This window comes from Stenotrophomonas sp. STEN054, from assembly GCF_056854535.1.
On sequence record NZ_JBXFWG010000013.1, the window covers coordinates 39,483 to 60,928 of the forward strand.

Sequence of the window (21,446 nt, forward strand, 5' to 3'; positions counted from 1 at the left end):
GTGTCGAAGCAGAACGATTTCTCCATTGCCAAGGCCGCGCCGGGCGCCGCCACCCGCATGCTGGCCGCACGCGTGCTGGCCCAGGTGTTCACCCGTGGCCGTTCGCTGAAGGCCGAACTGGCCTGGGCCTTGCCCAAGCTGGCCGATACCCGCGACCGCGCGCTGCTGGAGGCCCTGTGCTTCGCCGTGCTGCGCCGTCGCAGCACCTATGACGCCGCGCTGCAGGCCTGGATGCAGAAGCCGCTGTCGGCGCGTGATGCCGACCTGCGCACCCTGCTGATGGTCGGTTTCGCCCAGCTGGACGTGCTGGAACTGCCCGCGCATGCGGCGTTGTCGGCCACCGTCGACGCGGCGCGCGCGCTGGGTCGCGAGCGCCAGGCCGGCCTGGTCAACGCCATCCTGCGCCGTGCGCAGCGCGAGGGTTTCCCTGAACAACCCGCGCGCGACGCGTTCCCCGCCTGGCTGGCCGAGGCGGTCGAGCGCGACTGGCCGCAGCAGGCCGAGGCGATCTTCAGCGCCAGCCTGCAGCCGGCACCGCTGTGGCTGCGCGCCAACCGCCAGCTCGGCGGCCGCGACAAGGCGCTGGCCGCGCTGGCAGAGGCTGGCATCGCCGCCGAGCCCAGCCCGCTCAGCGCCGATGCGCTGCGCCTGGCCGAGCCCAGCCCGGTCAACCAGCTGCCGGGCTTTGCCGACGGCGCGTTGTCGGTGCAGGACCTGTCGGCACAGTGTGCGGCCGATGCCCTGGCGCCGCCGGCCGGCGCACGGGTGCTTGACGCCTGCGCCGCCCCCGGTGGCAAGTCGGCGCACCTGCTGGAACGCGACCCGAGCCTGCGCCTGCTGGCGCTGGACATCGATGCGCGGCGCCTGGCCCGGGCCAAGGACACCTATGCCCGCACCGGCGTGGGCGAACACGTGCAGACCCAGGTGGCCGACGCCAGCGATGCCGCGGCCTGGTGGGACGGCACCCCGTTCGACGCCATCCTGCTGGATGCCCCGTGCTCGGCCACCGGCGTCATCCGCCGCCAGCCCGACGTGATGTTCCACCGCCGTGCCGAGGACATCGAGGCGCTGGTGGGGGTGCAGGCGCGCCTGCTGGAAGCCTGCTGGGCGATGCTGCGCCCCGGCGGCGTGCTGCTGTACGCGACCTGTTCGATTCTGCGTGCCGAGAACGTCGACCAGGTGCGGGCCTTCCTGAAGTGGCATCCGGACGCCCAAGCGGCGCCGCTGGGTGACGCTTTCGGCCTGGACTGCGAGGGCATCGCACGCCAGCGCCTGCCCGGTGAAGACGATGCTGACGGTTTTTTCTACGCGCGTCTGCTAAAAACAGCCTGACCCCGTCGCTGTCCGAGTTCCCATGCTGAAGACCCGCGCGTCACGCGAGACGTGGTTGTTCGTGGTGATGGCCTTGCTGGTGCTCGGGGCGGGGCTCGGACTGCGCGACCCTTGGCCCTCGGACGAGCCGCGTTTCGCCCTGGTTGCCAAGCAGATGGTGGACAGCGGCCAGTGGCTGTTCCCGCATCGGGGGCTGGAGCTGTATTCGGACAAGCCGCCCATGCTGATGTGGTGGCAGGCCACCCTGTACAGCGTGATCGGCAACTGGCGGGTGGCTTTTTTGCTGCCCTCGCTGATCGCCGCGCTGGGCACGCTCTGGTGCGTTGTCGACCTGGGCCGGCGGCTGTGGACGCGCCGGGTCGGCCTGTATGCCGGCTGGGCGCTGCTGTTCGCGCTGCAGTTCACCTTCCAGGCCAAGAAGGCGCAGATCGACCCGCTGGTGGTGCTGTTCGTCACCCTGGCCAACTACGGGCTGCTGCGCCACCTGCTGCTGGGGCCGGCGTGGCGCTGGTGGTGGGCTGGCTGGTTCTTCGCCGGCATCGGGGTCATCACCAAGGGCGTGGGTGTGCTCGCGCTGCTGATGATCCTGCCGGCGGCGATCGCCTCGGTGCTGCACTGGCCGCGGGTGCGCCTGCATGCGCGTGACCTGCGCTTCTGGCTGGCGCCGCTGGCCTTCGCACTGGCTGTCGCGCTGTGGCTGGTGCCGATGGTGATGACCGCGCTGGCAACGAAATCGGGCGAGTACCAGGCCTACCTCGACGACATCCTGTTCCGGCAGACGGCCAAGCGCTATGTGCAGTCGTGGGACCACCACCAGCCATGGTGGTACTTCCTGGGCACGATGCCATCGATGTGGATCCCGGCGTTCCTGGCCCTGCCGTGGGCGATCCCGGCCTGGCGACGGCGGCTGCGGCGGCGTGATCCGCGCTACCTGCTGCCGCTGGCCTGGTGGCTGCTGATCGTGCTGTTCTTTTCCCTTCCGCACGGCAAGCGCGATGTCTACATCCTGCCGTCGCTGCCGATGTTCTGCCTGGCGCTGGCGCCGCTGATACCGGGCCTGCTGCGCCGGAGCGACGTGCAGTGGGTGCTGGGCGGGTTCACCCTGCTGCTGTCGCTGGGGACGCTGGCCGCCGGTGCGTCGGCCCTGCTCGGCAACCCCGGTTTCGAAGTGCGGCTGGTGCTGGAGCGCGGGCTGGAGCCGGGGGCGGTGGTGGCGATGGCCTGGGCGGTCCTGGCCATGGGGGGCGCGGGCGTGGCCAGCCTGCTGCTGTTCGGCCCGGCGCGGCGCCACCTGGCGCTGGTCTCGATGCTGACCGTGGTGTGGGTGCTGTACAGCCTGGTCGGCTACCCGGTGTTGAATGATTCCAGTTCGGCCCGCGGCCTGATGCGCTCGGTCGATGTGCGCCTGGGTGCCGATGCCGAGCTGGGCCTGGTGGCCTGGAAGGAGCAGAACCTGCTGATGGCCGGGCGACCGGCGACGACCTTCGGCTTCAACGTGCCTTGGCATCGACAGTTGCAGGCCGGGGTGCGATGGCAGCAGCTGTCGCCGCGGCGGCGCTGGCTGCTCGTTCAGCAGGACGTGCTGCTGGGCTGCGTGGACCGCGACGGAGCGGTGTTGGCCGGTGTCGCCAACCGTCGCCGTTGGTGGTTGGTGCCCGCATCGGCGGTACACGGCCCCTGCGTGCCCAGCGAAGCCGAACTGAAACGTGAACGGCGGTTGCAGAGAAACGAGCAATAACGTGGCCGCAGGCTTGTCCAGACTGCCCAAGCGTGCACAAAGCCAGTAAAACATCAGGCGGGCGGCCCGCCGCAGGGCCGCCGTTTTCTTCCGCATGACCGCAGCGATCATTCCCGACGTGCCAGCTTCGCCAGACAACCTGAGCCCCACCCGCGCCGAACCGCTGCCAGTGCCTGCTGGCGGCCGCCTTGGCGTCGCGCACTGGATCGCACAGATCGGCCTGTTCTGCATGCCGGCACTGGTACTGACCGTACCGGTGAACCTGTTGCCGTATGCGCTGACCCTGCTGGTCAGCACCCTGCTGGCGCCGGAGCTGCTGTGGCGGGCGCGGGGCATGGGCGGCACGCCGGTGCGCGCGCTGACCTGGCTGATGCTGGCGGCGGTGGCGCTGGGCCTGGTCTCGGTGGTGCTGTTCGAGCAGGGCCTGCGCGACGTCGACAACCGTTCGCGGTTCCTGGTCATCCCGTGGATCGCACTGTGGGTCTGCGCGCTGCGGCCAGACCTGCGCTGGCTCTGGCGGGGCGCGCTGGCGGGCCTGCTGGGCAGCTTCGTGCTGTCACTGGTGCAGGTGCTGCAGGGCGCGCCGCGCGCCGAGCTGACCACCAATGCCATCGTGCTGGCCGACATCGTGGTCATGCTGATGGTGCTGCTGGTGTTCTGCCGCCCGTCGCGGCGCTGGTCGCTGGTCATCGTCGGCATGGCCGCCGGTTGCGGCACCATCGTGCTGACCGGCAGCCGCGGCGTCTTCGCCGCCCTGCTGGCGCTGCTGGTGGTGCTGGCGCTGAGCCTGCGCTGGCGGACCGGCGTGGCCCGGCTGTCGGTGCTGGCCGGCATGCTGGCCATCGGTGCCACCCTGCTGCTGTCGGTGCCCGAGCTGCGCAACCAGGTGCGCCTGACCGAACTGCACAGCGACGTGCAGAAGCTGGAGCAGGGTGACGTCGATTCCTCCGCCGGTGCGCGCGTCGAGCGCCTGCAGGTGGCCTGGCAGACCTTTCTCGATCATCCGCTCACCGGTGTCGGTATCGGCCACTTCGACAGCGCCATGCAGCGCGTGCCGGTGTGCCGCGACGACCCTGCCGAAGTGCGCTGCCACCTGGGCCATGCGCACAACGACGTGGCCGAATGGGCCGCCACTCAAGGCCTGCCGGGCCTGCTGATGCTGATTGCCGTGTACGGCGTCCCGCTGTGGGTGTTCGTCCATCTGCACCGGCGCAGCGGTCGCGTCACCTTCCGCGGGCCGGCGGCGGCGGGGGTGATGATCGTCATCGCCTACGTGCTGTGCGGCTTGACCCAGTCGATGTTCGCCCACCAGATGACGGCCAGCTTCTACGTGACCATCGTCGGCCTGCTGACTGGCCTGTCACTGCTGGAAGGCGCCCGCCATCGGGCGAAGGCCTGAGCAGTGGGTGAATGTCATCCACGCATGGCGTGGATCTACCGGTGGGTGCCGACCGTTGGTCAGCACAGATGCTGGATCATTCGCTGCGCGGGTCGGCCACGGCCTGGCCGTTGCCCAGCATCCACAACATGATGGTCTTCTGCCGCACGTAGTTGGCGCGCACGTAGGCATACACCAGGCCGTGCCAACCATCGCGGAACCCGCCGCGGAACACGAAGCCGCGCCAGAAGCGCCAGGCCGGCGCCAGTACCAGCTTGCCCAGGGTGGCCCGCTTGCCGCGTGCGAACTCGTGCTCGGCCATCATCCGTGCGTACTTCTCGGTCTTGGCCAGCTGCTGCTGCAGGGAGCGGTAGGGGTAGTGGATGAGATCACCGCGCAGGGTGCCGACGCTGCCATCGACGCTGGCCGCTTCGTGGATCTCGCGCCTGCCGCGCCAGCCGCCCCGGCGGCGGTCGAACAGCCGCATCACCCGGTCCGGGTAGGCGTTGCCATGGCGCAGGAACTTGCCGAAGTACTCCGAGAGGCGGGCGAAACGGTAGCCGGCATGGTTGCTGAAACCACTGTCGCGGGCCTGCTCGATGGCCGTGCGCAGCTCGGGGCTGATGCGTTCATCGGCGTCGAGGCACAGCACCCAGTCGTGGCTGGCCTGCTCGACGCAGAACGCCTTCTGGCTGCGGAAACCATCGAACCGGCGCTGCAGCACACGGGCACCAGCGGCTTCGGCGATGGCCACGGTGGCATCGGTGGACTGCGAGTCCACCACTACGATCTCATCGCAGAAGGCCAGCGAGGCCAGGCAGTCGCCGATGCGCCCGGCCTCGTTGAACGCGATAATGCACGCCGAGATGCGAGGCCGTTCGATGGGAGCGGTCGTGGAGGACATGATGGCCGGGTACCTGTTGTTTGCGACGGAGCGCTATGCGCTGCCTATTCTCGCCCCGTTGGCGCAGGCCTTGCACGCGTCCGGGCAGGAGGTGGCCGCCTGGTTCGAGGGCGGTGCGGCCGGCAGCAGCCTGCCGGGAGTGCCCAACATCGGCCTGAAGCAGGCCCTGGCGATGCGCCCGCGTGCGGTGTTCAGCGCCGCCAACTGGGTGCCGACCTTCCTCTCCGGGGCCAAGGTCCAGCTGTTCCATGGCTTCAACGTGGAGAAGCGCGACAGCGCCCGCGGCCACTTCCGGGTGCGCGGCATGTTCGACCTGTACTGCACGCAGGGGCCGGCCACCACCGCACCGTTCCGGCAGATCGCCGAGCAGCAGGGCCACTTTGCCGTGGCCGAGACCGGCTGGCCGAAGCTGGACCCGCTGTTCCGCGACGATGGCGGTGAGAGTGCCGCGCTGCGTGCACCGGCCGGCGGGCGTCCGGTCATCCTGTTCGGCTCGACCTTCACCGAACGCCTGAGCGCGGCCCCGCACCTGCTGCAACCGATCGCCGCTGACATCGCCGCCGGTGAGCGCTACTGGCTGCTGACCCTGCACCCCAAGTGCCCGCCGGAACTGTTCGAGCGTTACCGCGCGCTGGCCGGTGCCAACGCGCGCTTCATCGAGCCGGAGCAGGTGATGGCCGCGCAGCGTGCGGCCGACGTGCTGGTGTCGGATACCTCGTCGATCGTTTCGGAGTTCATCGTCCAGCACAAGCCGGTGGTGACCTTCCGCAACCGCGTGCCGAAGCCGCACATGATCGACTTCGACGAGGCCACGCAGCTGCCGGCGATGCTGAAGCGCGCGCTGCACCCGGAGCCCGCGCTGCAGGCGGAGATCGTGCGTTATGCCGATGCCATCCACCCGTTCCGCGATGGTCGCTCCAGCGAGCGGGTGATCGCCGCGACCGAGGATTTCCTGTCCGGTGAAATGGGCGCGCTGCGCCGCAAGCCGTTCGGCAGCTGGGTGCGGGATCTGCAGATCCGCAAGGGCCTGGGGTATTGGGGGCCGTCGCAGCGGTGATGGGTAGTGGCGGCCGTTGGCCGGCAATCCGATTGCAGTAGATCCACGCCATGCGTGGATGCATGGCATGGGTCAGAGTTCTTTCCGGTGGGAAGGGATCCGACCCCGCGTCACCAGCGCAGCTTGCGCCGCGCCAATGCCACCGCCAGCTGCTTCATCACCTGCTGGGCCTGCGCCTGCGGCAGGTAGTTCAGCGCCAGCGCCACGTCGCCGTGCGCGCCAGCGGTATCCAGCTGCAGGCTGGCGGTGCCCAGCAGCTTGTCCAGCGGCGAGCGCTGCAGGCGCAGGCCCTGCACCTTGTCCAGTTCGGCCCAGCGCCACCAGCGCTTCCACCAGCCACCGCGCACGGCCACGAACTGGCCATCCAGGTGCCAGCCCATGCGCGCCATCTGCCGGTGCGCCACCAGCAGTGCCACCGGCAGCCAGCCCAGTACCAGCAGGCCCCACGGGCCCCAGCGCCAGTAGGCGCCCGCTGCCAGCAGCGGCACCAGCACCAGGCTGCCCAGGCTCAGCCGCCACCAGCCGCGTTGCGGCAGCGCATGCCACTGTGCCGGCGGCCACTGCAGCTGCGGCAGCAAGTGCTTGACCAGTCCTTCGCAGGTGGCGGCCGGGGCCAGCGGCGCCAGTTCGCGAAGGACACGATCATCATCACGCGAGGGGCCGCCGGCCGCGCTGTCGATGCGCAGCTGGCGAAGCCCGAACCAGCGCTGCAGCGTGCCCTCGCGCAGCGTCCAGGCCTGGATGCGGCGACGAGCCACGCTGCTGCGGGTGCGGCTGAGCAGGCCGGTGGACACCGTCAGCCGGCGTTCGCGCTCGCTCAGGGTGAAGCCGTGGTAGCGCAGCACCGTCAGCACCACCGACAGCACGCGCAGGCCCAGCCAGCCCAGTAGCAGAGTGGCCGCCACCAGCAGCAGGGTGCCGGTCAGGCCCGGGTGCAGGTGGCTGACGTAACCGAAGGCCTGGCGGCCGCCGCGCTGGATGGCATCGTCCATCACCGGCCGCGGCACGGTCTGGAACAGCACGCCGAAGGCGGCCACGGCCAGCGCCCAGCCGCGGTTGGACAGCAGGCCCATGCGCACCACGTCCCACGCCGACAGACGCAGCAGCACCTGCTCGTCGTCATCGCTGGCGATGTCCTGCGGCGCATCACAGGCAACCGCCTGCGGTGGTTGTCCGCGCTGGCGCACCAGCCGTTCCAGGGCCAGCGCCTGGTCCAGCTTCAGTACGCGCATCTCCGCTTCCGGGCGCACGCCACCGGCCGATTCCAGGCGCAGTTCGGCCACGCCGAACAGGCGGTGCAGCGGGTTCTGCCGCACTTCCACGTTGTGGATGCGGGCGAAGGGAATCTCGCGGCGGTTGCGTGACAGCAGGCCGCTGCGCACGGTGATCGCATCGCTGCCGATGCGGTAGCGGTAGCTCAGGTACTGCAGCACCGACACCAGCACCAGCGCGGCGATGGCCGACAGCGGAATCAGCTGCGCCCACATCGGGTCGCGATCGCCGCGCTGGCCGAACACCAGCAGCGCCACCAGCGGCAGCAGGTAGTGGCGCAGCTGCATCAGCAGCACGAACAGCCACGACCACGGGTGCAGGCGATGCTCTTGGCCGTCGCCAGGCAGCGACGGCGGCAGGGGCGGCGGCAGGCTCACAGGGCGTCCGCGTCCTGGTCGAGCTGGCGGGCAAGGGTGTCGCGCAGGCGCTCGGCGTCGGCCTCATCCAGGCCGCTGACGGTGACCGCGCTCAGGCGCGTGCCGGCGGTGTGCACGATCAGCGTGGCCAGGCCCGCGCGCCGTTCCAGCGGGCCGCGGCGCAGGTCCAGGTGCTGCACGCGGGAAATGGGAATGCGGGTTTCCAGCTGCCACATCAGGTCGCGGCGCAGGCCCAGCCCCTGTGCGTCCAGCCGCCAGCGGGTGCGGGTCAGGCGCCGATGGCCGAGCCAGGCGCCGAACACCAGGCCGACCAGCAGGCCGACCGGTGCGCCCCACAGGCCGCCGGGCAGATCGAAGAACCACCAGGCCGCGCCCAGTGGCGCGCCGGGGACGAACAGGCCGCCGAACGCGCCTTCCAGCGCGGCCATGTGCGCGGCACGGCGGGGCAGCGGTTGCCAGTGTTCCAGGTGGTCCAGGTGCGGCGATGCAGGCGAAGGCAGTTCGGTCACGCGGGCGTCCGTCGGGCAGCAGGGCAGGGCGGTGGCGGCCGCAGCCGCCCCGCGCAGACGGTAGCAGGTCGGCCGCGTTACTGGGCGGCCTGGATCAGCGCGTCGACATCGAGCATGTGGCCGGCGCGGTCGGCCTTGGTGCGCAGGTAGTACTCGTTCTCGGCGGTGATCTCGCCGGTGACCGGAATGCAGTCCAGCACTTCGATGCCGGCGTTGCGCAGGCGCTGTGCCTTGGTCGGGTTGTTGCTGAGCAAGGCCACTCGCGAAATGCCCAGACCGCGCAGCATCGCCACGGCGCTGCCGTAGCGGCGCTCGTCGGCGCCGAAGCCAAGCTGTGCATCGGCGTCGATGGTGTCCAGGCCGTCGTGCTGGTAGCCATAGGCACGCATCTTCGCGGCAATGCCGGTGCCGCGCCCTTCCTGGTCCAGGTACAGCAGCACGCCGCCGCCCAGTTCCTTCAGCTTGCGCAGGCCGCGCCGCAGCTGGTCGCCGCAGTCGCACTTGAGCGAACCGAACAGGTCACCGGTCAGGCAGGAGGAATGCACGCGCACCGGCACCACGGCCGACAGGTCCGGCTCACCAACGATGATCGCGACCTGGTCGCGCTGGGCCACACCGCCGCGGAACACCGCGAAGGTGGTCATGCCCACATCGCGCAGCGGCACCGGCGAACGCGCCACCAGTTCGTAATCATGGGCCGCATGGGCCGCGCCTTCGGCCAGGTCGCACAGGGCCACCTCGGCCGCACCGTCGAAGGTGGGGTCATCGGCGTCCAGGCGCACGGCCACCATCGCCGGCAGCAGCAGGCCCAGGCGGGCCAGTTCCACCGCACCCGCATCGAAGGCATCACCGGCGCTCCAGCCGTCCGGCATCGGGCCCGGCTCGCGCAGGTAGCCCAGCGAGGGCAGCGCATCGAAGGCCACGCCGGCCAGCGGCAGGCGCGCGCCGTCGGCCGCCTCCACGCCGAGCACGCGGGCGCGGGTGGCGGTCAGGAACAGGTAGTGGCGCTCGCGCGCGGCGCTGGCGAAGGCGGCGAAGCTGCTGGCCGTGGCGCTGTCCAGCGCGATCACCGCCAGGCGCTGGCCCTGGCCGTCGTGCAGCAGGACCGGGCGCCCAGCACGCAGCTCGGCGACCGCGCGTTCGCAGCGGATCGCGGCGGGATCGCCGAACAGGGAAGAAGCAGGCATGGCAGGACCGGGGAAGGCGGACATCGCAGTCTCTATGGGGGCGCCAGCGTCGTATTCAACGTACTGCCGCAGCCGGTCGCAGGCCAGCCGCCGCCATCCTCAGTGCGGGTGTTCTTCGGTGGCGTACGGGTCATCTTCGCCGCTGCCCGGCGGGCGCAGCGTGTAGCGCTTGTAGGTCCACTGGTACTGGGCGGGATCGCGGCGGGCGATGCGCTCGATGCCGGCATTGAGCGCGGTGGCGGCCACCTGTGGATCCGCGTCGGCCACGGCCGGGTCAGCCGGCTCGATGTGCAGGGCGAATTCCATGTCCGGCCCGATGCGCTCGCACCAGCCGTACAGGACCGTGGCGCCGGTGCGCTCGGCCAGGCGGTTGACCAGGGTCATGGTCAGCGCCTGCACGCCGAAGAACGGCACGAACACGCCGTCGCCGGCCTTGGGCTGCTGGTCGGGCAGGATGCCGGTGGCCCCGCCGTCCTTGAGCACCTTGAACAGCTGGCGCACGGCCGGGCCTTCGGCGCGCACCTGCTGCACGTTCTGGCCGCCCCGTACCAGCTGCAGGAAGGCGTCGCCGGCCTCGTCCTCCGGCGGCTTGTAGACGATGGCGATCTGCCCGCGCGAGGCCAGCCACTGGTTCAGCAGCTCCCAATTGCCGAAATGCGGGGCGGCCACGATCACGCCCTTGCCGCTGGCCAGGGCCGCGTCGTACAGGGCCGCACCGTGCTGCTCCTTCAGGTGCAGGCGCAGGTTGTCGGCCGGCTTCTGGCTCCACAGGCGCAGGGTTTCGATGGCCTGCAGCGCGGTCGAGCGCAGCAGCTCGCGGTGCAGGCGGTCGCGCGCGGTACCGGTGATTTCCGGGTAGGCCAGTTCCAGGTTGCGCCGGGTCACCCGGCTCTCGCGGGCGTTCAGGCGGATCCAGGCCCAGGCCAGGGCGTGCGCGAACCCCCGCAGCAGCGGCCAGGGCAGGCGGGCGAACAGGGTGGTGGCGCGATAGACCAGCCGGGCTTTGCGTTGCGGATTCATTGGCCCCAGTTTAGCCAAGGGCGCTGCTATCGTGGCCGGCCCCGTTATCTGGAGCCCTTCGATGCTCGTCCTGATCCAGCGTGTCACCCAGGCCGTCGTGCATGTGGAGGGCGAGGCGGTCGGGCAGATCGGCCCCGGCCTGCTGGCCCTGGTGGGCATGGAGCCGGGCGATGCCGAGGCGCAGCTGAAGCGGATGGCCGAACGGCTGCTTGGCTACCGTGTATTCGCAGATGAGGCGGGGAAAATGAACCGTTCGCTGCGTGATACCGGGGGCGGGCTGCTGCTGGTCAGCCAGTTCACCTTGGCCGCCGATACCCGGTCGGGCATGCGCCCCAGCTTCACCAGCGCCGCCCCGCCGGACGAGGCTGAACGCGGGTTCAATCGATTTGTTGAGATCTGCCGTGAAAATCACGCCCCGGGGGTGGAAACGGGGCGGTTTGGTGCCCATATGGTCGTCAGCCTGGTCAACGACGGTCCCGTGACCTTCCTCCTCAGGCCCTAGGCCGCCGGGACCACCGCCCGGCAGGCCGGGCCCCGGGCTGGTATAATGCTACGTTCCCTATTTCTCCCCAGCCGGTGGCGCGAGCACTACATGGCCAACGAACGTCCTGCCCAATCCGAAATCAAGCAACTGATCAGCAAGGGCCTGGAACAGGGCTACCTGACCTACGCCGAAGTCAATGACCATCTGCCGGACGACATGGTCGACCCGGAACAGATCGAAGACATCATCGGCATGATCAACGGCATGGGCATTGATGTCCATGAAGTTGCGCCGGATGTGGAAACCCTGCTTCTCAACGACGGCAACACGGGCAACCGTGAGGTCGACGACACCGCGGCCGAAGAAGCCGCCGCAGCGCTGAGCGCGCTGGATACCGAAGGTGGCCGCACCACCGACCCGGTGCGCATGTACATGCGCGAAATGGGCACCGTCGAGCTGCTGACCCGCGAAGGCGAAATCGCCATCGCCAAGCGCATCGAGGAAGGCCTTTCGCAGGTGCAGGCCGCGCTGGGCCAGTTCCCGGTCTCGGTCGAATCGCTGCTGTCCGACTACGACGCCCACAAGGAAGGCAAGAAGCGCCTGGCCGAAGTGATCGTCGGCTTCAACGACCTGAGCGACGACGTGCCGGCTCCGGCCGCTGCTGCGTCCGATGACAGCGACGACAGCAATGACGACGCTGACGACGACGAAGACGATGATGTCGACGGCGGCGACGAAGAAGCCGCACCGACCGGTCCGGATCCGGAGGAAGTCGCCGCGCGCATGCAGGCGCTGACCGACGCGTTCAATGCCTTCAAGAAGGCCGCCGCCAAGGGCGACAAGAAGCACCTGCCGAAGCTCCGCGAGGAGATGTCGGCGGTGTTCGTCACCCTGAAGCTGCCGCTGCCGCTGACCGACGTGCTGACCAAGCAGCTGCGCGACACCATGGCCGACATCAAGTCGCATGAGCGCCGCGTGCTGAACCTGGCCACCGTCACCGCCCGCATGCCGCGCAAGGACTTCATCCGTTCCTGGGAAGGCAACCAGACCAACCTGGAATGGGTGGAAGACGCACTGAAGCGCAAGCAGAAGTGGTCCTCGGCGCTGCGTGAGGTGAAGGACCAGATCGTGTCCGAGCAGCAGGCCACCATCGACATCGAAAAGCTGACCCTGCTGGACCTTGACGAGCTGAAGGAAATCAGCCGCGCCATGGCCTACGGCGAAGCCAAGGCCCGCAAGGCCAAGAAGGAAATGGTCGAGGCCAACCTGCGCCTGGTCATCTCCATCGCCAAGAAGTACACCAACCGCGGCCTGCAGTTCCTCGACCTGATCCAGGAAGGCAACATCGGCCTGATGAAGGCCGTGGACAAGTTCGAATACCGCCGCGGTTACAAGTTCTCGACCTACGCCACCTGGTGGATCCGCCAGGCGATCACCCGCTCGATCGCCGACCAGGCACGCACCATCCGTATTCCGGTGCACATGATCGAGACGATCAACAAGTTGAACCGCATTTCCCGCCAGATGCTCCAGCAGTACGGCCGCGAGGCTACGCCGGAGGAGCTGGCCAAGGAAATGGACATGCCGGAAGACAAGATCCGCAAGGTGATGAAGATCGCCAAGGAGCCGATCTCGATGGAAACCCCGATCGGCGACGACGAGGATTCCCATCTGGGCGACTTCATCGAGGACACCAACGTGGAGTCCCCGATCGAGAACACTACCAACATCAACCTGTCTGAAACCGTGCGCGACGTGCTGGCCGGCCTCACCCCGAGGGAAGCCAAGGTGCTGCGCATGCGCTTCGGCATCGACATGAATACCGACCACACGCTGGAAGAAGTCGGCAAGCAGTTCGACGTGACCCGCGAGCGCATCCGCCAGATCGAAGCGAAGGCCCTGCGCAAGCTGCGTCACCCGAGCCGCTCGGAGCAGCTGCGCAGCTTCCTGGATATCGACTGATATCCGGCGAGGGCTGATGTGGCGAGAGAAACCCCGCTTCGGCGGGGTTTTTTCTGTGGGCTCATCGCCCGGCGGCGAACAGCCCAGGTTCACCGCCACGGTGGAGAGCGAAGGCGTGCGCCGCGCGGTGATCGTGAAGTTCGCCCAACCCGATGGCGGCGAGGCCGCGCAGCGCTGGGCAGACCTGCTGGTCTGCGAACACCTGGCGCTGGAGACTCTGGGCGCCGCCGGCGTGGACGCCGCCAGCAGTGAGCTGCTGCAGACGCCCACGGATACCTTCCTGGAAGTGACGCGCTTCGACCGAAGCGCCAATGTGCTGGGGGCCGGGGCTTTGTGTCGATGCTGTCGCTCTCGGCCGCGTTTACTGGCGAGGCGACGCTGGATTGGCCACGCGCGGGTGCACAGCTGCAGGCGCTGGGCTGGTTGTCCGCAGAGACCGTGCAGGCCATGGCGCGGCTGCATGCGTTTGGCAGATTGATCGGCAACAGCGACATGCACCAGGGCAACATCGGTTTTCGACTTGTTGATCGCGGCGCGTTGCCGCTGGCGCCGGCCTACGACATGTTGCCGATGTCCTTGGTACCGTCGCGGTTGGGTGTGCTGCGGCAGGATGCGCCGCTGGACGCAATTGCACCGCGTGAGAGCGGCGAGCTGGAGCATCTGCGCTGGGCGGCGCCGCTGGCCAGTGAGTTCTGGGAGCGCGTTGCGGGAGATGCGCGGGTGGGGTCGGACGGATTGCGCGCGCTCGCGCGGGGGAATGCCGAGCGGGTCAGGGCGATGGGGGCGCGGTTTGGGTGATCCCGAGCGGAGTCGCATCTGCCGTTTGAATTGTTGCTGGCGCGGCCGCAGTCTGGCCGGGCAGATGCTCAACACATCACGCAGGCGGGCCGGACATCACCGGTAGCAATGCAGACGCGCAGCAGGCTACGCACATCGCGTGCGGCCTGCTGCTCTGGTTCGTCCTGTGTCTGGAGCTACGCCATGAATGATGAAGAGAGCGACACGCCCGACTGCCCGTGAGTCGATTTCCCGCCGCTGCTGGACTGGGACGAGGTGCTGCAGGACGAGCGCGATGACCGGCTTGGGTTCGCTCGGCGCACGACGTATGCGCTGCTGACGCTTTCTGGCGCGGGACTGGTTGATGGGTTTGGTGGCGGTAATCAGCCAGCGCTTGAAGGGGCCCGGCGGACGGTGGCCCTGTTCCAGGCGCACCTGCGGCAGATGCAGCATTTCGCGGAGATTGCCCAGGTGCGGCTGGAGCAGGTGGCCAAGGTACTGGCCGTTGATGCCTGAGTAGCCGGGTGGGGGCGCGCTCCACTACACTGTGCCGCTGTGCAGGGCCTATAGCTCAACGGTTAGAGCAGAGGACTCATAATCCTTTGGTTCCAGGTTCGAATCCTGGTGGGCCCACCATCGAATCAGGCACTTGGGATCCGCCGCCGGCCCACGCTGCCCGCCCAGCCCAGTCCGGTGACCGCTGGGTGACCATCCGCGGGCAGTGCAGCCCGGCAGCCTCCGCTGGTACCAGCTGCACAGATATCCTCAGCGCGCCCGGTCGGAGCCTCCCCGTCGCTGCGCCATGTGTCGAAGGCCTACACAGCGGTTCACCCATACTCCCGCGTCGCCTTCGGTTCCAGGAACACCCAATGCTTCCCACCGTCTCAAACCCTGACTCATTGGCCTTCAGGTTGTTCAAGGACTGCGACTGGGTGCAGGGCAGGGGCATGCGCGGGGCGAGCTGCGAGTTCTGCTCTGCGCTCAGCATGATCTTCGATTCCCCTGAACCGCTCTGGATTGCCTGGGGGCCTGGCGAAAAGCGCTTCTTCTTCAACGATGCGTACCTCCCTCTGCTGCGTGGCAAGCTGCAGGGCGCCATGGGCAACCGCCTCGATGTCGTGTGGAGCGACGTCTGGGATGACGTCAAGGGGCTGGTTGAGGAAACCTTCGGCGGCAAGGCGCAGAGTCTGAGCAACATGACGCTTCGCATGGACCGGGATGGCTTCCTGGAAGACACGGTGTGGACGTTTTCCTATTCGCCGCTTCGCATACGATCGGGCGAGGTAAAAGGAATGCTCTGCGTGGTAAGCGAGCAGACCGAGCTGGTGGCTGAGCGGAACAGTCACAGCCGGCACATTGAAAGCATCACTGAAGAAGCGCGCGCAGCGCATCTGGAGCTGGTATCGGCACGAGAGCAGCTGCGGCAGAGCCAGAAACTGGAGGCGATGGGCCAGTTGACCGGCGGTGTCGCCCATGATTTCAACAACCTGCTGCAGGTGATCAGTGGCTCGGCCGACATGCTGCGTCACGTCGGCTCGCTGACACCCCAACAGTCCCGCTATGTCAATGGCATCGCCGCTGCTTCCGACCGGGCGACCAAGCTGACGGCGCAATTGCTCGCGTTTGCCCGCAGGCAGAGCCTCACTCCCGAGGTGTTCGATCTCGTCGAAAGCATCCGCTCGATAGCGGATATCGTTTCGACTCTGGTTGGACCGAGGGTGCAGGTCGAGATCGAAATGCCCCATCCGTCCATACCGGTCATCATCGACCGCAACCAGTTGGACACGGCAGTCATCAACATCGCCGTCAATGCCAGGGATGCCATTGACGGCAACGGAAAGCTGACCATCCGCGCCGAGGTCTGCGACGCCATTCCAGTCATCCGATCAGGGGCGGTAGTGGCCGGAAACTACGTGGCGCTGAGTTTCAAGGACACCGGCTCGGGAATTGCCGCCGGGGCCATCGAGCGGATATTCGAACCGTTCTATACGACGAAGGAGGTTGGCGCGGGTACTGGCCTGGGCCTGAGCCAGGTGTTTGGCTTCGTGAAACAGTCCGAAGGCGATATCGATGTAAAGAGCGTCCCGGGCGAGGGAACGACGTTCACGCTCTACCTGCCACGCAGCGAATTCCACGGCGAGCCGGAAAGAAACAGGGACACGTTCCAGGATCTGTCCGGGAAGGGAATCAGCGTGCTGCTGGTCGAGGACAATCCGGATGTGGCCGACTTCGCATACAGCGCACTGAAGGGTCTGGATTATGGCGTTGTGCATGCGTACAACGTGGACGAGGCGCTGCAGGAGCTTGAAAGGGACCATCAAAGGTTCAGTGCGGTTTTCTCTGACGTTGTAATGCCAGGCCGCAGTGGCGTTGAGCTGGCTCACGTCATCAAGGAGCGCTATCCGCAGCTGCCGGTGATCCTGACCAGTGGCTACAGCGAGCTTCTTGCCCAAGACCCCAACCATGGCTTTGTGCTGCTCAAAAAGCCCTACTCCCTGGCGCAGCTGGCGCAGGCGCTGTCCCAAGCCTGCCGGAAAGATGAGTCGGGCAGTGCCTTGCAGGCAACGGCGACGACACCTTGACACCCAGCCCGCGGCAGTAGACCTTTCTCCGCATGACTATCGATATTGAATCGCTCAGCCTTCGGGAGCTGGGCGCACTGGTGGCTGCGGCCGAACAGCGCAAGGCCCTGATCACCGCCCGCCGCCCGGCCGCCGCCGTGCGCCGCCTGCTGAAGGCCGCTGCCGCCGAAGCCGGTTACACCATCGAAGAACTCTTCGGCGATGAAGCCGCAGAACCCGCCGCACCCGCGCGTAAACCCGCCCGCCGTAGAACCGGCAAGGTCGCGGCCAAATACCGCGATCCGGAATACAAGCGCCTGACCTGGACCGGCCGTGGCCGCATGCCGCGTTGGCTGGCACACAAGGTGTCCATGGGCCACAAGGTCACCGATTTCCTGATTCCGGGCCTGGCCAGGCCGACCGCCGGCAGGACCAGCAGCATCGGCAAGCGCACCGTCATCAAAAAAGCCTGAGGCCTGCGTCCCACTCCCGCGCATGGGGTGGGGCTGCCTTCGCATTCCGCATCTGAATCGATCTAATATGCTCCCACCTATCCAGCACGGGAGCGCACGGCATGGCGTTGGGCAAGTGGATGATGGCCGCCTGCATGGCAGCGGCACTGGCAACGGGCGCGCAGGCCGCGCCGCCGGTCACCTCCGGTAATCCGATCCTGAAGGGGTGGTACGCCGACCCGGAAGCGGCGGTATTCGCCAACCGCTACTGGATATTCCCGACCACATCCGCGGATTACGATGCGCAGATCACCTTCGATGCGTTCTCGTCGCCGGATCTGGTGCATTGGACCAAGCATGCCGACGTCCTGAACGCCAGGGACGTGCCTTGGGCCAAGCGCGCGATGTGGGCGCCGTCTGTAGTGGAAAGCAAGGGCAGGTACTACTTCTTCTTTGCCGCCAACGACATCAAGACCGATGGCGAGCTGGGTGGCATCGGCGTGGCCGTGGCCGATCGTCCGGAAGGCCCGTACAAGGATTTGCTGGGCAAGCCGCTGGTCGGTGCTTTCCATAATGGCGCGCAGCCCATCGACCAGTTCGTGTTCAAGGACGACGACGGCGCCTGGTACATGATCTACGGCGGCTGGAAACACGCGAACATGGTGCGGCTGAAGGATGATTTCACCGGCGTGCTGCCGCTGGCCGATGGCTCGATGTTCAAGGAAATCACGCCGGCCCCGGAGTATGTGGAAGGCCCGCTGATGTTCAAGCGCGGTGGGCACTATTACTTCATGTGGTCCGAGGGCGGCTGGGGTGGCCCGGATTACACGGTGGCCTACGCCATTGCCGATGCACCCACCGGCCCGTTCAAGCGCGTCGGCACGGTGCTGCAGCAGGACGAGGCCATCGCCACCAGTGCCGGCCACAACTCGGTGATCCAGGTGCCGGGTACCGACCGCTGGTACATCGTCTACCACCGTCGCCCGCACGGTGACACCGCCCGCGACCACCGCGAAACCGCCATCGAGCGCATGGAGTTCGATGCGCAGGGCCACATCCTGCCGGTGAAGATCACCCATGGGGGCGTGGCGGCCGATCCGCTGCGCTGAGGCGGGCGGATCGGCAGAGAATCAGGCGTTCTGGAACACCGCCAGCTGCGCGGCAAACGCGCGCTGGTAGGCCGGCCGCGCCGTCGCGCGCGCCACGTAGGCCGCCAGCAACGGAAATTCATCGACGATGCCGCTGCTCTTCAAGCGCAGCAGCACCGACACCATCAGCAGGTCGCCGGCACTGAACGTGTCGTCCAGCCAGGGGCCGTCGCCCAGCCGCGTCGACAGCTCCTGCAGCCGCCGCCGCACGCGCTCATCCAGTATCACCAGCCGCTGCGCGTACCAGGATTGTTCGCGCTCAAGCACCCAGGCCATCGAACGCTCGACAATCGGCGGCTCCACCGTGTTCAGTGCGGCGAACATCCACACGATCGCGCGCATGCGGCCGTCCGCATCTGCAGGCAGCAGGCCCGGATGCCGTTCGGCCAGGTGCAGGATGACCGCGCCGGATTCAAACAGCTGCAGATCGCCGTCCTGCCAAGTGGGAATCTGCCCAAACGGGTGGCGCGCACGATGCGCGGGTTCCTTCATCTCGGCGAAGGTCAGCAGATGAACGTCGTACGCAACGCCCAGCTCTTCCAGAGCCCAGCGCACGCGCATGTCGCGGGCCAGGCCCTGGCCACGGTCGGGGGAAGTGGCGAAGGCGGTGAGGATCGGGTGCATGGCGGTGCTCCTGCAGGCAACGGGCCTGCCCTTCCTGTTCCGACGGATGACGGGGGCGGGAATCGACACTGCCGCTTCAGCCTCTTGACGTGCCAGGAGGTCGCAGGCCGATACTGCAGGCAGTCCACTGCAAGCCGCGGTACATGACAATTTCTCGTCCTGCCCTAGTGCCGCTTCCTCCGGCCCTCGATTCCGCACCGCGCCTTTCTTATGCCTCCTTCCTAGAAGAGGAGTACGAAGTGTTCAAGGCGCTCCTTCCTGAGCGGGCATGGCACGAGACGTTCGCCGCGTGGGAAAGGGATGTTGAACGGCATATGTGGATAGCCAGAGTAAGCGGGGCAGATCCTCTCCGGGTGACGGTCCCACTGGCCGATTTCGTTGAGTGGTGCATGGCGAGGAACCTGCCCATAGAGCAGTCTTCACTGTCGAAATACGCCTCTGCCCATGCACGACGTTGAGTTGAGCGAGCAGTGGACAAACATTGTTGGGCCGTGAATACCGTGCAACGCCAGGTGAACAGTCAGTTGCCGTTAGACGCCGTGATTTCCGCATAAAACCATGCTCACCCGCGCCCCACGCGCGCTTCTCCACTCTGGTGCTGCAGGCAACGGACACACCGCTGCCCTCATCCCGCAGACCCGATCAAGGAGAAACACCATGAGCACCCAGTCCACCATCGAACATCGCCTCAACGACCTGATCGAGATCGCCCGCGACGGCAAGTCGTTCTACGAAGAGGCCGCCACCAAGGTTAAGGACACCGAGCTGTCCGCTCTGTTCGTGCGCATCGCCGGCGTCAAGGCGCGCATCGTTTCCTCGCTGAGCAGCGCCGTCGTCGCCACCGGCGGCAAGCCGGCCGAGCACGGCACCATGGTCGGCTCCATGCAGCAGTTCTACGGCAAGGTGCGCGCCGCCTTCGGTGATACCAACTACGGCTATGTGGCCGAGCTGGAAGAATCCGAAGACCGCCTGCTGGCTGCGTTCAAGGACGTGCTGAACGACAACGACCTGCCGCCGGCCGTGCGCCAGGAAGTGACCGCATGGCTGCCGGAAGTACAGGATTGCCACCGCGTGATGCGCGACCGCAAGCATGCGATGAAGGCAGCCTGATCCCAGCTTCGGCTGAGATGTCGCTGTAGGGCAGGGCCCCGCCATTGGCGGGGCCTTGTCGTTATTGCCCCGCACGGAGGATCAGCCCTGTTGCGGGTAGTGCGATGCCGGTGCGGCAGGTGCCTGCGGTTCTTCCTGCATCTGTTGCTGCTGGCGCTGCGCATTGGCATGCCGTGCATGCCCGCCCTCGCGGCCGATCGCCGCCATGTGCTGGCGGTTGCGGCTGATCGCTTCACCACCCTTGCGGCCGGCGACGCGTGCTTCGGCGGAATTGAATTCATGCGCGTTGCCCGACGCATGGGCCGCGCGGCCGCCCTTGGCGGCGATGGCGCGTTGCTTGTCTTCATCCATCGAGGCGAAGCCGCGGTTTTGTGTGCCGTGGGGTGCATTGGCCATGCTGTGTCTCCGGTGCGGAAGGGACGCCGCCAGCTTCGACGACCGGTCCCATGCTGCACGGCCCACGGTAATGCCAGGTGCATGTTCGGAGCGCTGCTTTCACGCCTGCCATGCACGCGCTCGACGCTTCGTTATCGGGTCACGCAGGTGAACAGGCTGTTGCCGCGACCGTGCGCGAGCCTAGAATCGAGTCATCCCGGTAGCTCCCGGGCGCTGTCGAGCGAATGGATTCAATGAAGATCCTGTTGACCGGAAGTTCCGGGCGGATCGGGCGCGCGATATTCGGTGCGCTGGCCGCCGAGCACGACGTGGTGGGGTTGGACCGCGTGCCCTTCAACACCACCCGTATCATTGCCGATGTCACCGATCGCCAGGCGCTGGAGCGCGCCGTGCGGGGTGTGGACGCGGTGATCCACACCGCAGCCCTGCACGCGCCGCATGTCGGCCTGGTGCCTGATCCGGTGTTCGAGCAGATCAACGTCGACGCCACCGGCCAGCTGCTGCAGCTGGCCCGACAGGCCGGCGCGCGCCGCTTCGTGCTGACCAGTACCACGGCGCTGTACGGCCATGCGGTGGTGGCCGGTGGCTGCCGCTGGATCGACGAAACGACCGAGCCGCTGCCACGCACCATCTATCACCGCACCAAGCTGCAGGCCGAGGCACTGGCCGAGCAGGCGGCGGGGCAGGGCTTGGAGGTGCGGGTGCTGCGCATGGCGCGCTGCTTCCCCGAGCCACCCGAGCGCATGGCCATGTTCCGTCTGCACCGTGGCATCGACGCGCGCGACGTGGCAAGTGCCCACGCGGCGCTGCTGGTGGATGCGGGTGGGCCGTTCCAGCGCTACATCGCCTGTGCAGCCAGTCCGTTCCAGCGCAGTGATTGCCTGGAGCTGGCCGCCACCCCGCGCCAGGTGCTGGCCCGCCGGGTACCGCAGCTGCTGGCCGAGTTCGACCGCCGCGGCTGGCCACTGCCGCACAGCATCGACCGTGTCTACGACAGCAGCCGGCTGCGCCAGGCGCTGGGCTGGCAACCGCGCTTCGGCCCTGAGGGCGTGCTGCAGCAGTACGCCGCAGGCAGCATTGAAGTACTGCCGCGCATGCTGCCGCTTTTGTAGAGTCGAGCCACGCTCGACTCCTCCCTGCATCAGTCGAGCAAGCTCG

The 21,446-nt window shown here is 67.6% G+C and carries 20 protein-coding genes, 1 tRNA gene and 1 pseudogene; 15 read left to right on the plus strand and 7 right to left on the minus strand.

Annotated elements, in window-relative coordinates; genetic code table 11:
* The 3 genes from rsmB to AC1VXD_RS07235 all read left to right on the plus strand — a co-directional run bounded on the left by rsmB (position 1) and on the right by AC1VXD_RS07235 (position 4,469).
* The gene (gene rsmB, locus AC1VXD_RS07225) at positions 1–1,332 is read left to right on the plus strand and encodes a 16S rRNA (cytosine(967)-C(5))-methyltransferase RsmB (protein ID WP_482991490.1); all 1,332 of its coding nucleotides are present in this window, start codon (positions 1–3) and stop codon (positions 1,330–1,332) included.
* Positions 1,333–1,354: 22 nt separating this feature from the next.
* Positions 1,355–3,070: an ArnT family glycosyltransferase gene (locus AC1VXD_RS07230; protein ID WP_482991491.1), complete on the plus strand. Its 1,716-nt coding sequence runs from the start codon at positions 1,355–1,357 to the stop codon at positions 3,068–3,070.
* Between the two features lie 94 nt (positions 3,071–3,164).
* Complete coding sequence (locus AC1VXD_RS07235) at positions 3,165–4,469, plus strand: O-antigen ligase family protein (protein ID WP_482991492.1); 1,305 nt, start codon at positions 3,165–3,167, stop codon at positions 4,467–4,469.
* Between the two features lie 76 nt (positions 4,470–4,545).
* On the opposite strand, the gene AC1VXD_RS07240 is transcribed toward AC1VXD_RS07235, so the two are convergent.
* Entirely contained in the window at positions 4,546–5,352 is an 807-nt protein-coding gene (locus AC1VXD_RS07240) for a glycosyltransferase family 2 protein (RefSeq protein ID WP_482991493.1), read from the minus strand.
* Between AC1VXD_RS07240 and AC1VXD_RS07245 the strand changes: the two genes are divergently transcribed.
* The gene (locus AC1VXD_RS07245) at positions 5,351–6,409 is read left to right on the plus strand and encodes a CDP-glycerol glycerophosphotransferase family protein (protein ID WP_482991528.1); all 1,059 of its coding nucleotides are present in this window, start codon (positions 5,351–5,353) and stop codon (positions 6,407–6,409) included. The two genes, AC1VXD_RS07240 and AC1VXD_RS07245, sit on opposite strands and share 2 nt — an antisense overlap.
* Positions 6,410–6,519: 110 nt before the next feature.
* Here AC1VXD_RS07245 and AC1VXD_RS07250 read toward each other — a convergent pair whose 3' ends face one another.
* From AC1VXD_RS07250 to AC1VXD_RS07265, 4 genes are all read right to left on the minus strand, one after another.
* Positions 6,520–8,058 (minus strand): PH domain-containing protein, encoded by a 1,539-nt coding sequence (locus tag AC1VXD_RS07250; RefSeq protein WP_482991494.1) that lies wholly within the window; start codon positions 8,056–8,058, stop codon positions 6,520–6,522.
* Entirely contained in the window at positions 8,055–8,486 is a 432-nt protein-coding gene (locus AC1VXD_RS07255; RefSeq protein WP_482991529.1) for a PH domain-containing protein, read from the minus strand. The genes AC1VXD_RS07250 and AC1VXD_RS07255 overlap by 4 nt, the downstream gene beginning before the upstream one ends.
* A gap of 158 nt (positions 8,487–8,644) precedes the next feature.
* The gene (ribA, locus tag AC1VXD_RS07260) at positions 8,645–9,778 is read right to left on the minus strand and encodes a GTP cyclohydrolase II RibA (protein WP_482991495.1); all 1,134 of its coding nucleotides are present in this window, start codon (positions 9,776–9,778) and stop codon (positions 8,645–8,647) included.
* Positions 9,779–9,853: 75 nt separating this feature from the next.
* Positions 9,854–10,774, minus strand: coding sequence for a lauroyl acyltransferase (locus tag AC1VXD_RS07265; RefSeq protein ID WP_482991496.1), 921 nt, complete (start codon positions 10,772–10,774; stop codon positions 9,854–9,856).
* A gap of 61 nt (positions 10,775–10,835) precedes the next feature.
* On the opposite strand from AC1VXD_RS07265, the gene dtd reads away from it, so the two are divergent.
* The 9 genes and pseudogenes from dtd to AC1VXD_RS07310 all read left to right on the plus strand — a co-directional run bounded on the left by dtd (position 10,836) and on the right by AC1VXD_RS07310 (position 18,119).
* Positions 10,836–11,276 (plus strand): D-aminoacyl-tRNA deacylase, encoded by a 441-nt coding sequence (gene dtd, locus AC1VXD_RS07270; RefSeq protein ID WP_482991497.1) that lies wholly within the window; start codon positions 10,836–10,838, stop codon positions 11,274–11,276.
* Between the two features lie 90 nt (positions 11,277–11,366).
* The gene (gene rpoD / locus AC1VXD_RS07275; protein ID WP_482991498.1) at positions 11,367–13,220 is read left to right on the plus strand and encodes an RNA polymerase sigma factor RpoD; all 1,854 of its coding nucleotides are present in this window, start codon (positions 11,367–11,369) and stop codon (positions 13,218–13,220) included.
* Positions 13,221–13,236: 16 nt separating this feature from the next.
* Positions 13,237–13,470: pseudogene (locus tag AC1VXD_RS07280) on the plus strand (hypothetical protein); the annotation flags it as partial.
* A gap of 89 nt (positions 13,471–13,559) precedes the next feature.
* The gene (locus AC1VXD_RS07285) at positions 13,560–14,018 is read left to right on the plus strand and encodes a HipA domain-containing protein (protein ID WP_482991530.1); all 459 of its coding nucleotides are present in this window, start codon (positions 13,560–13,562) and stop codon (positions 14,016–14,018) included.
* A 255-nt stretch (positions 14,019–14,273) separates the two neighbouring features.
* Positions 14,274–14,513 (plus strand): hypothetical protein, encoded by a 240-nt coding sequence (locus AC1VXD_RS07290; RefSeq protein WP_482991499.1) that lies wholly within the window; start codon positions 14,274–14,276, stop codon positions 14,511–14,513.
* Between the two features lie 44 nt (positions 14,514–14,557).
* Positions 14,558–14,633 (plus strand) — tRNA-Ile (locus tag AC1VXD_RS07295).
* A gap of 233 nt (positions 14,634–14,866) precedes the next feature.
* The gene (locus AC1VXD_RS07300) at positions 14,867–16,579 is read left to right on the plus strand and encodes an ATP-binding protein (protein WP_482991500.1); all 1,713 of its coding nucleotides are present in this window, start codon (positions 14,867–14,869) and stop codon (positions 16,577–16,579) included.
* A 32-nt stretch (positions 16,580–16,611) separates the two neighbouring features.
* Positions 16,612–17,031 carry an H-NS histone family protein gene (locus AC1VXD_RS07305; RefSeq protein WP_482991501.1) on the plus strand — a complete coding sequence of 140 codons (420 nt, stop codon included), beginning with the start codon at positions 16,612–16,614 and terminating at the stop codon, positions 17,029–17,031.
* Positions 17,032–17,132: 101 nt separating this feature from the next.
* Positions 17,133–18,119 carry a glycoside hydrolase family 43 protein gene (locus AC1VXD_RS07310; RefSeq protein ID WP_482991502.1) on the plus strand — a complete coding sequence of 329 codons (987 nt, stop codon included), beginning with the start codon at positions 17,133–17,135 and terminating at the stop codon, positions 18,117–18,119.
* A gap of 21 nt (positions 18,120–18,140) precedes the next feature.
* Here the strand turns inward: AC1VXD_RS07310 and AC1VXD_RS07315 are convergent, their stop codons facing one another.
* Entirely contained in the window at positions 18,141–18,782 is a 642-nt protein-coding gene (locus AC1VXD_RS07315) for a glutathione S-transferase family protein (protein WP_482991503.1), read from the minus strand.
* Positions 18,783–19,439: 657 nt separating this feature from the next.
* On the opposite strand from AC1VXD_RS07315, the gene AC1VXD_RS07320 reads away from it, so the two are divergent.
* Positions 19,440–19,892 (plus strand): PA2169 family four-helix-bundle protein, encoded by a 453-nt coding sequence (locus tag AC1VXD_RS07320; protein WP_150453060.1) that lies wholly within the window; start codon positions 19,440–19,442, stop codon positions 19,890–19,892.
* A gap of 81 nt (positions 19,893–19,973) precedes the next feature.
* On the opposite strand, the gene AC1VXD_RS07325 is transcribed toward AC1VXD_RS07320, so the two are convergent.
* A complete protein-coding gene (locus tag AC1VXD_RS07325; protein WP_482991504.1) occupies positions 19,974–20,288 on the minus strand; it encodes a KGG domain-containing protein in 315 nt (104 codons plus the stop codon).
* A gap of 233 nt (positions 20,289–20,521) precedes the next feature.
* On the opposite strand from AC1VXD_RS07325, the gene AC1VXD_RS07330 reads away from it, so the two are divergent.
* A complete protein-coding gene (locus tag AC1VXD_RS07330) occupies positions 20,522–21,400 on the plus strand; it encodes an NAD-dependent epimerase/dehydratase family protein (RefSeq protein ID WP_482991505.1) in 879 nt (292 codons plus the stop codon).
* Positions 21,401–21,446: the final 46 nt, after the last annotated feature.

Coding starts and splice junctions, on each gene's coding strand:
- ribA (WP_482991495.1), bottom strand. CDS start 9,778: ATGTCCGCCTTCCCCGGTCCTGCCATGCCTGCTTCTTCCCTGTTCGGC.
- AC1VXD_RS07240 (WP_482991493.1), bottom strand. CDS start 5,352: ATGTCCTCCACGACCGCTCCCATCGAACGGCCTCGCATCTCGGCGTGC.
- AC1VXD_RS07230 (WP_482991491.1), top strand. CDS start 1,355: ATGCTGAAGACCCGCGCGTCACGCGAGACGTGGTTGTTCGTGGTGATG.
- AC1VXD_RS07330 (WP_482991505.1), top strand. CDS start 20,522: ATGAAGATCCTGTTGACCGGAAGTTCCGGGCGGATCGGGCGCGCGATA.
- AC1VXD_RS07320 (WP_150453060.1), top strand. CDS start 19,440: ATGAGCACCCAGTCCACCATCGAACATCGCCTCAACGACCTGATCGAG.
- AC1VXD_RS07305 (WP_482991501.1), top strand. CDS start 16,612: ATGACTATCGATATTGAATCGCTCAGCCTTCGGGAGCTGGGCGCACTG.
- AC1VXD_RS07255 (WP_482991529.1), bottom strand. CDS start 8,486: ATGGCCGCGCTGGAAGGCGCGTTCGGCGGCCTGTTCGTCCCCGGCGCG.
- AC1VXD_RS07315 (WP_482991503.1), bottom strand. CDS start 18,782: ATGCACCCGATCCTCACCGCCTTCGCCACTTCCCCCGACCGTGGCCAG.
- AC1VXD_RS07325 (WP_482991504.1), bottom strand. CDS start 20,288: ATGGCCAATGCACCCCACGGCACACAAAACCGCGGCTTCGCCTCGATG.
- AC1VXD_RS07235 (WP_482991492.1), top strand. CDS start 3,165: ATGACCGCAGCGATCATTCCCGACGTGCCAGCTTCGCCAGACAACCTG.
- rpoD (WP_482991498.1), top strand. CDS start 11,367: ATGGCCAACGAACGTCCTGCCCAATCCGAAATCAAGCAACTGATCAGC.
- dtd (WP_482991497.1), top strand. CDS start 10,836: ATGCTCGTCCTGATCCAGCGTGTCACCCAGGCCGTCGTGCATGTGGAG.
- AC1VXD_RS07265 (WP_482991496.1), bottom strand. CDS start 10,774: ATGAATCCGCAACGCAAAGCCCGGCTGGTCTATCGCGCCACCACCCTG.
- AC1VXD_RS07310 (WP_482991502.1), top strand. CDS start 17,133: ATGGCGTTGGGCAAGTGGATGATGGCCGCCTGCATGGCAGCGGCACTG.
- AC1VXD_RS07300 (WP_482991500.1), top strand. CDS start 14,867: ATGCTTCCCACCGTCTCAAACCCTGACTCATTGGCCTTCAGGTTGTTC.
- AC1VXD_RS07285 (WP_482991530.1), top strand. CDS start 13,560: ATGCTGTCGCTCTCGGCCGCGTTTACTGGCGAGGCGACGCTGGATTGG.
- AC1VXD_RS07245 (WP_482991528.1), top strand. CDS start 5,351: ATGATGGCCGGGTACCTGTTGTTTGCGACGGAGCGCTATGCGCTGCCT.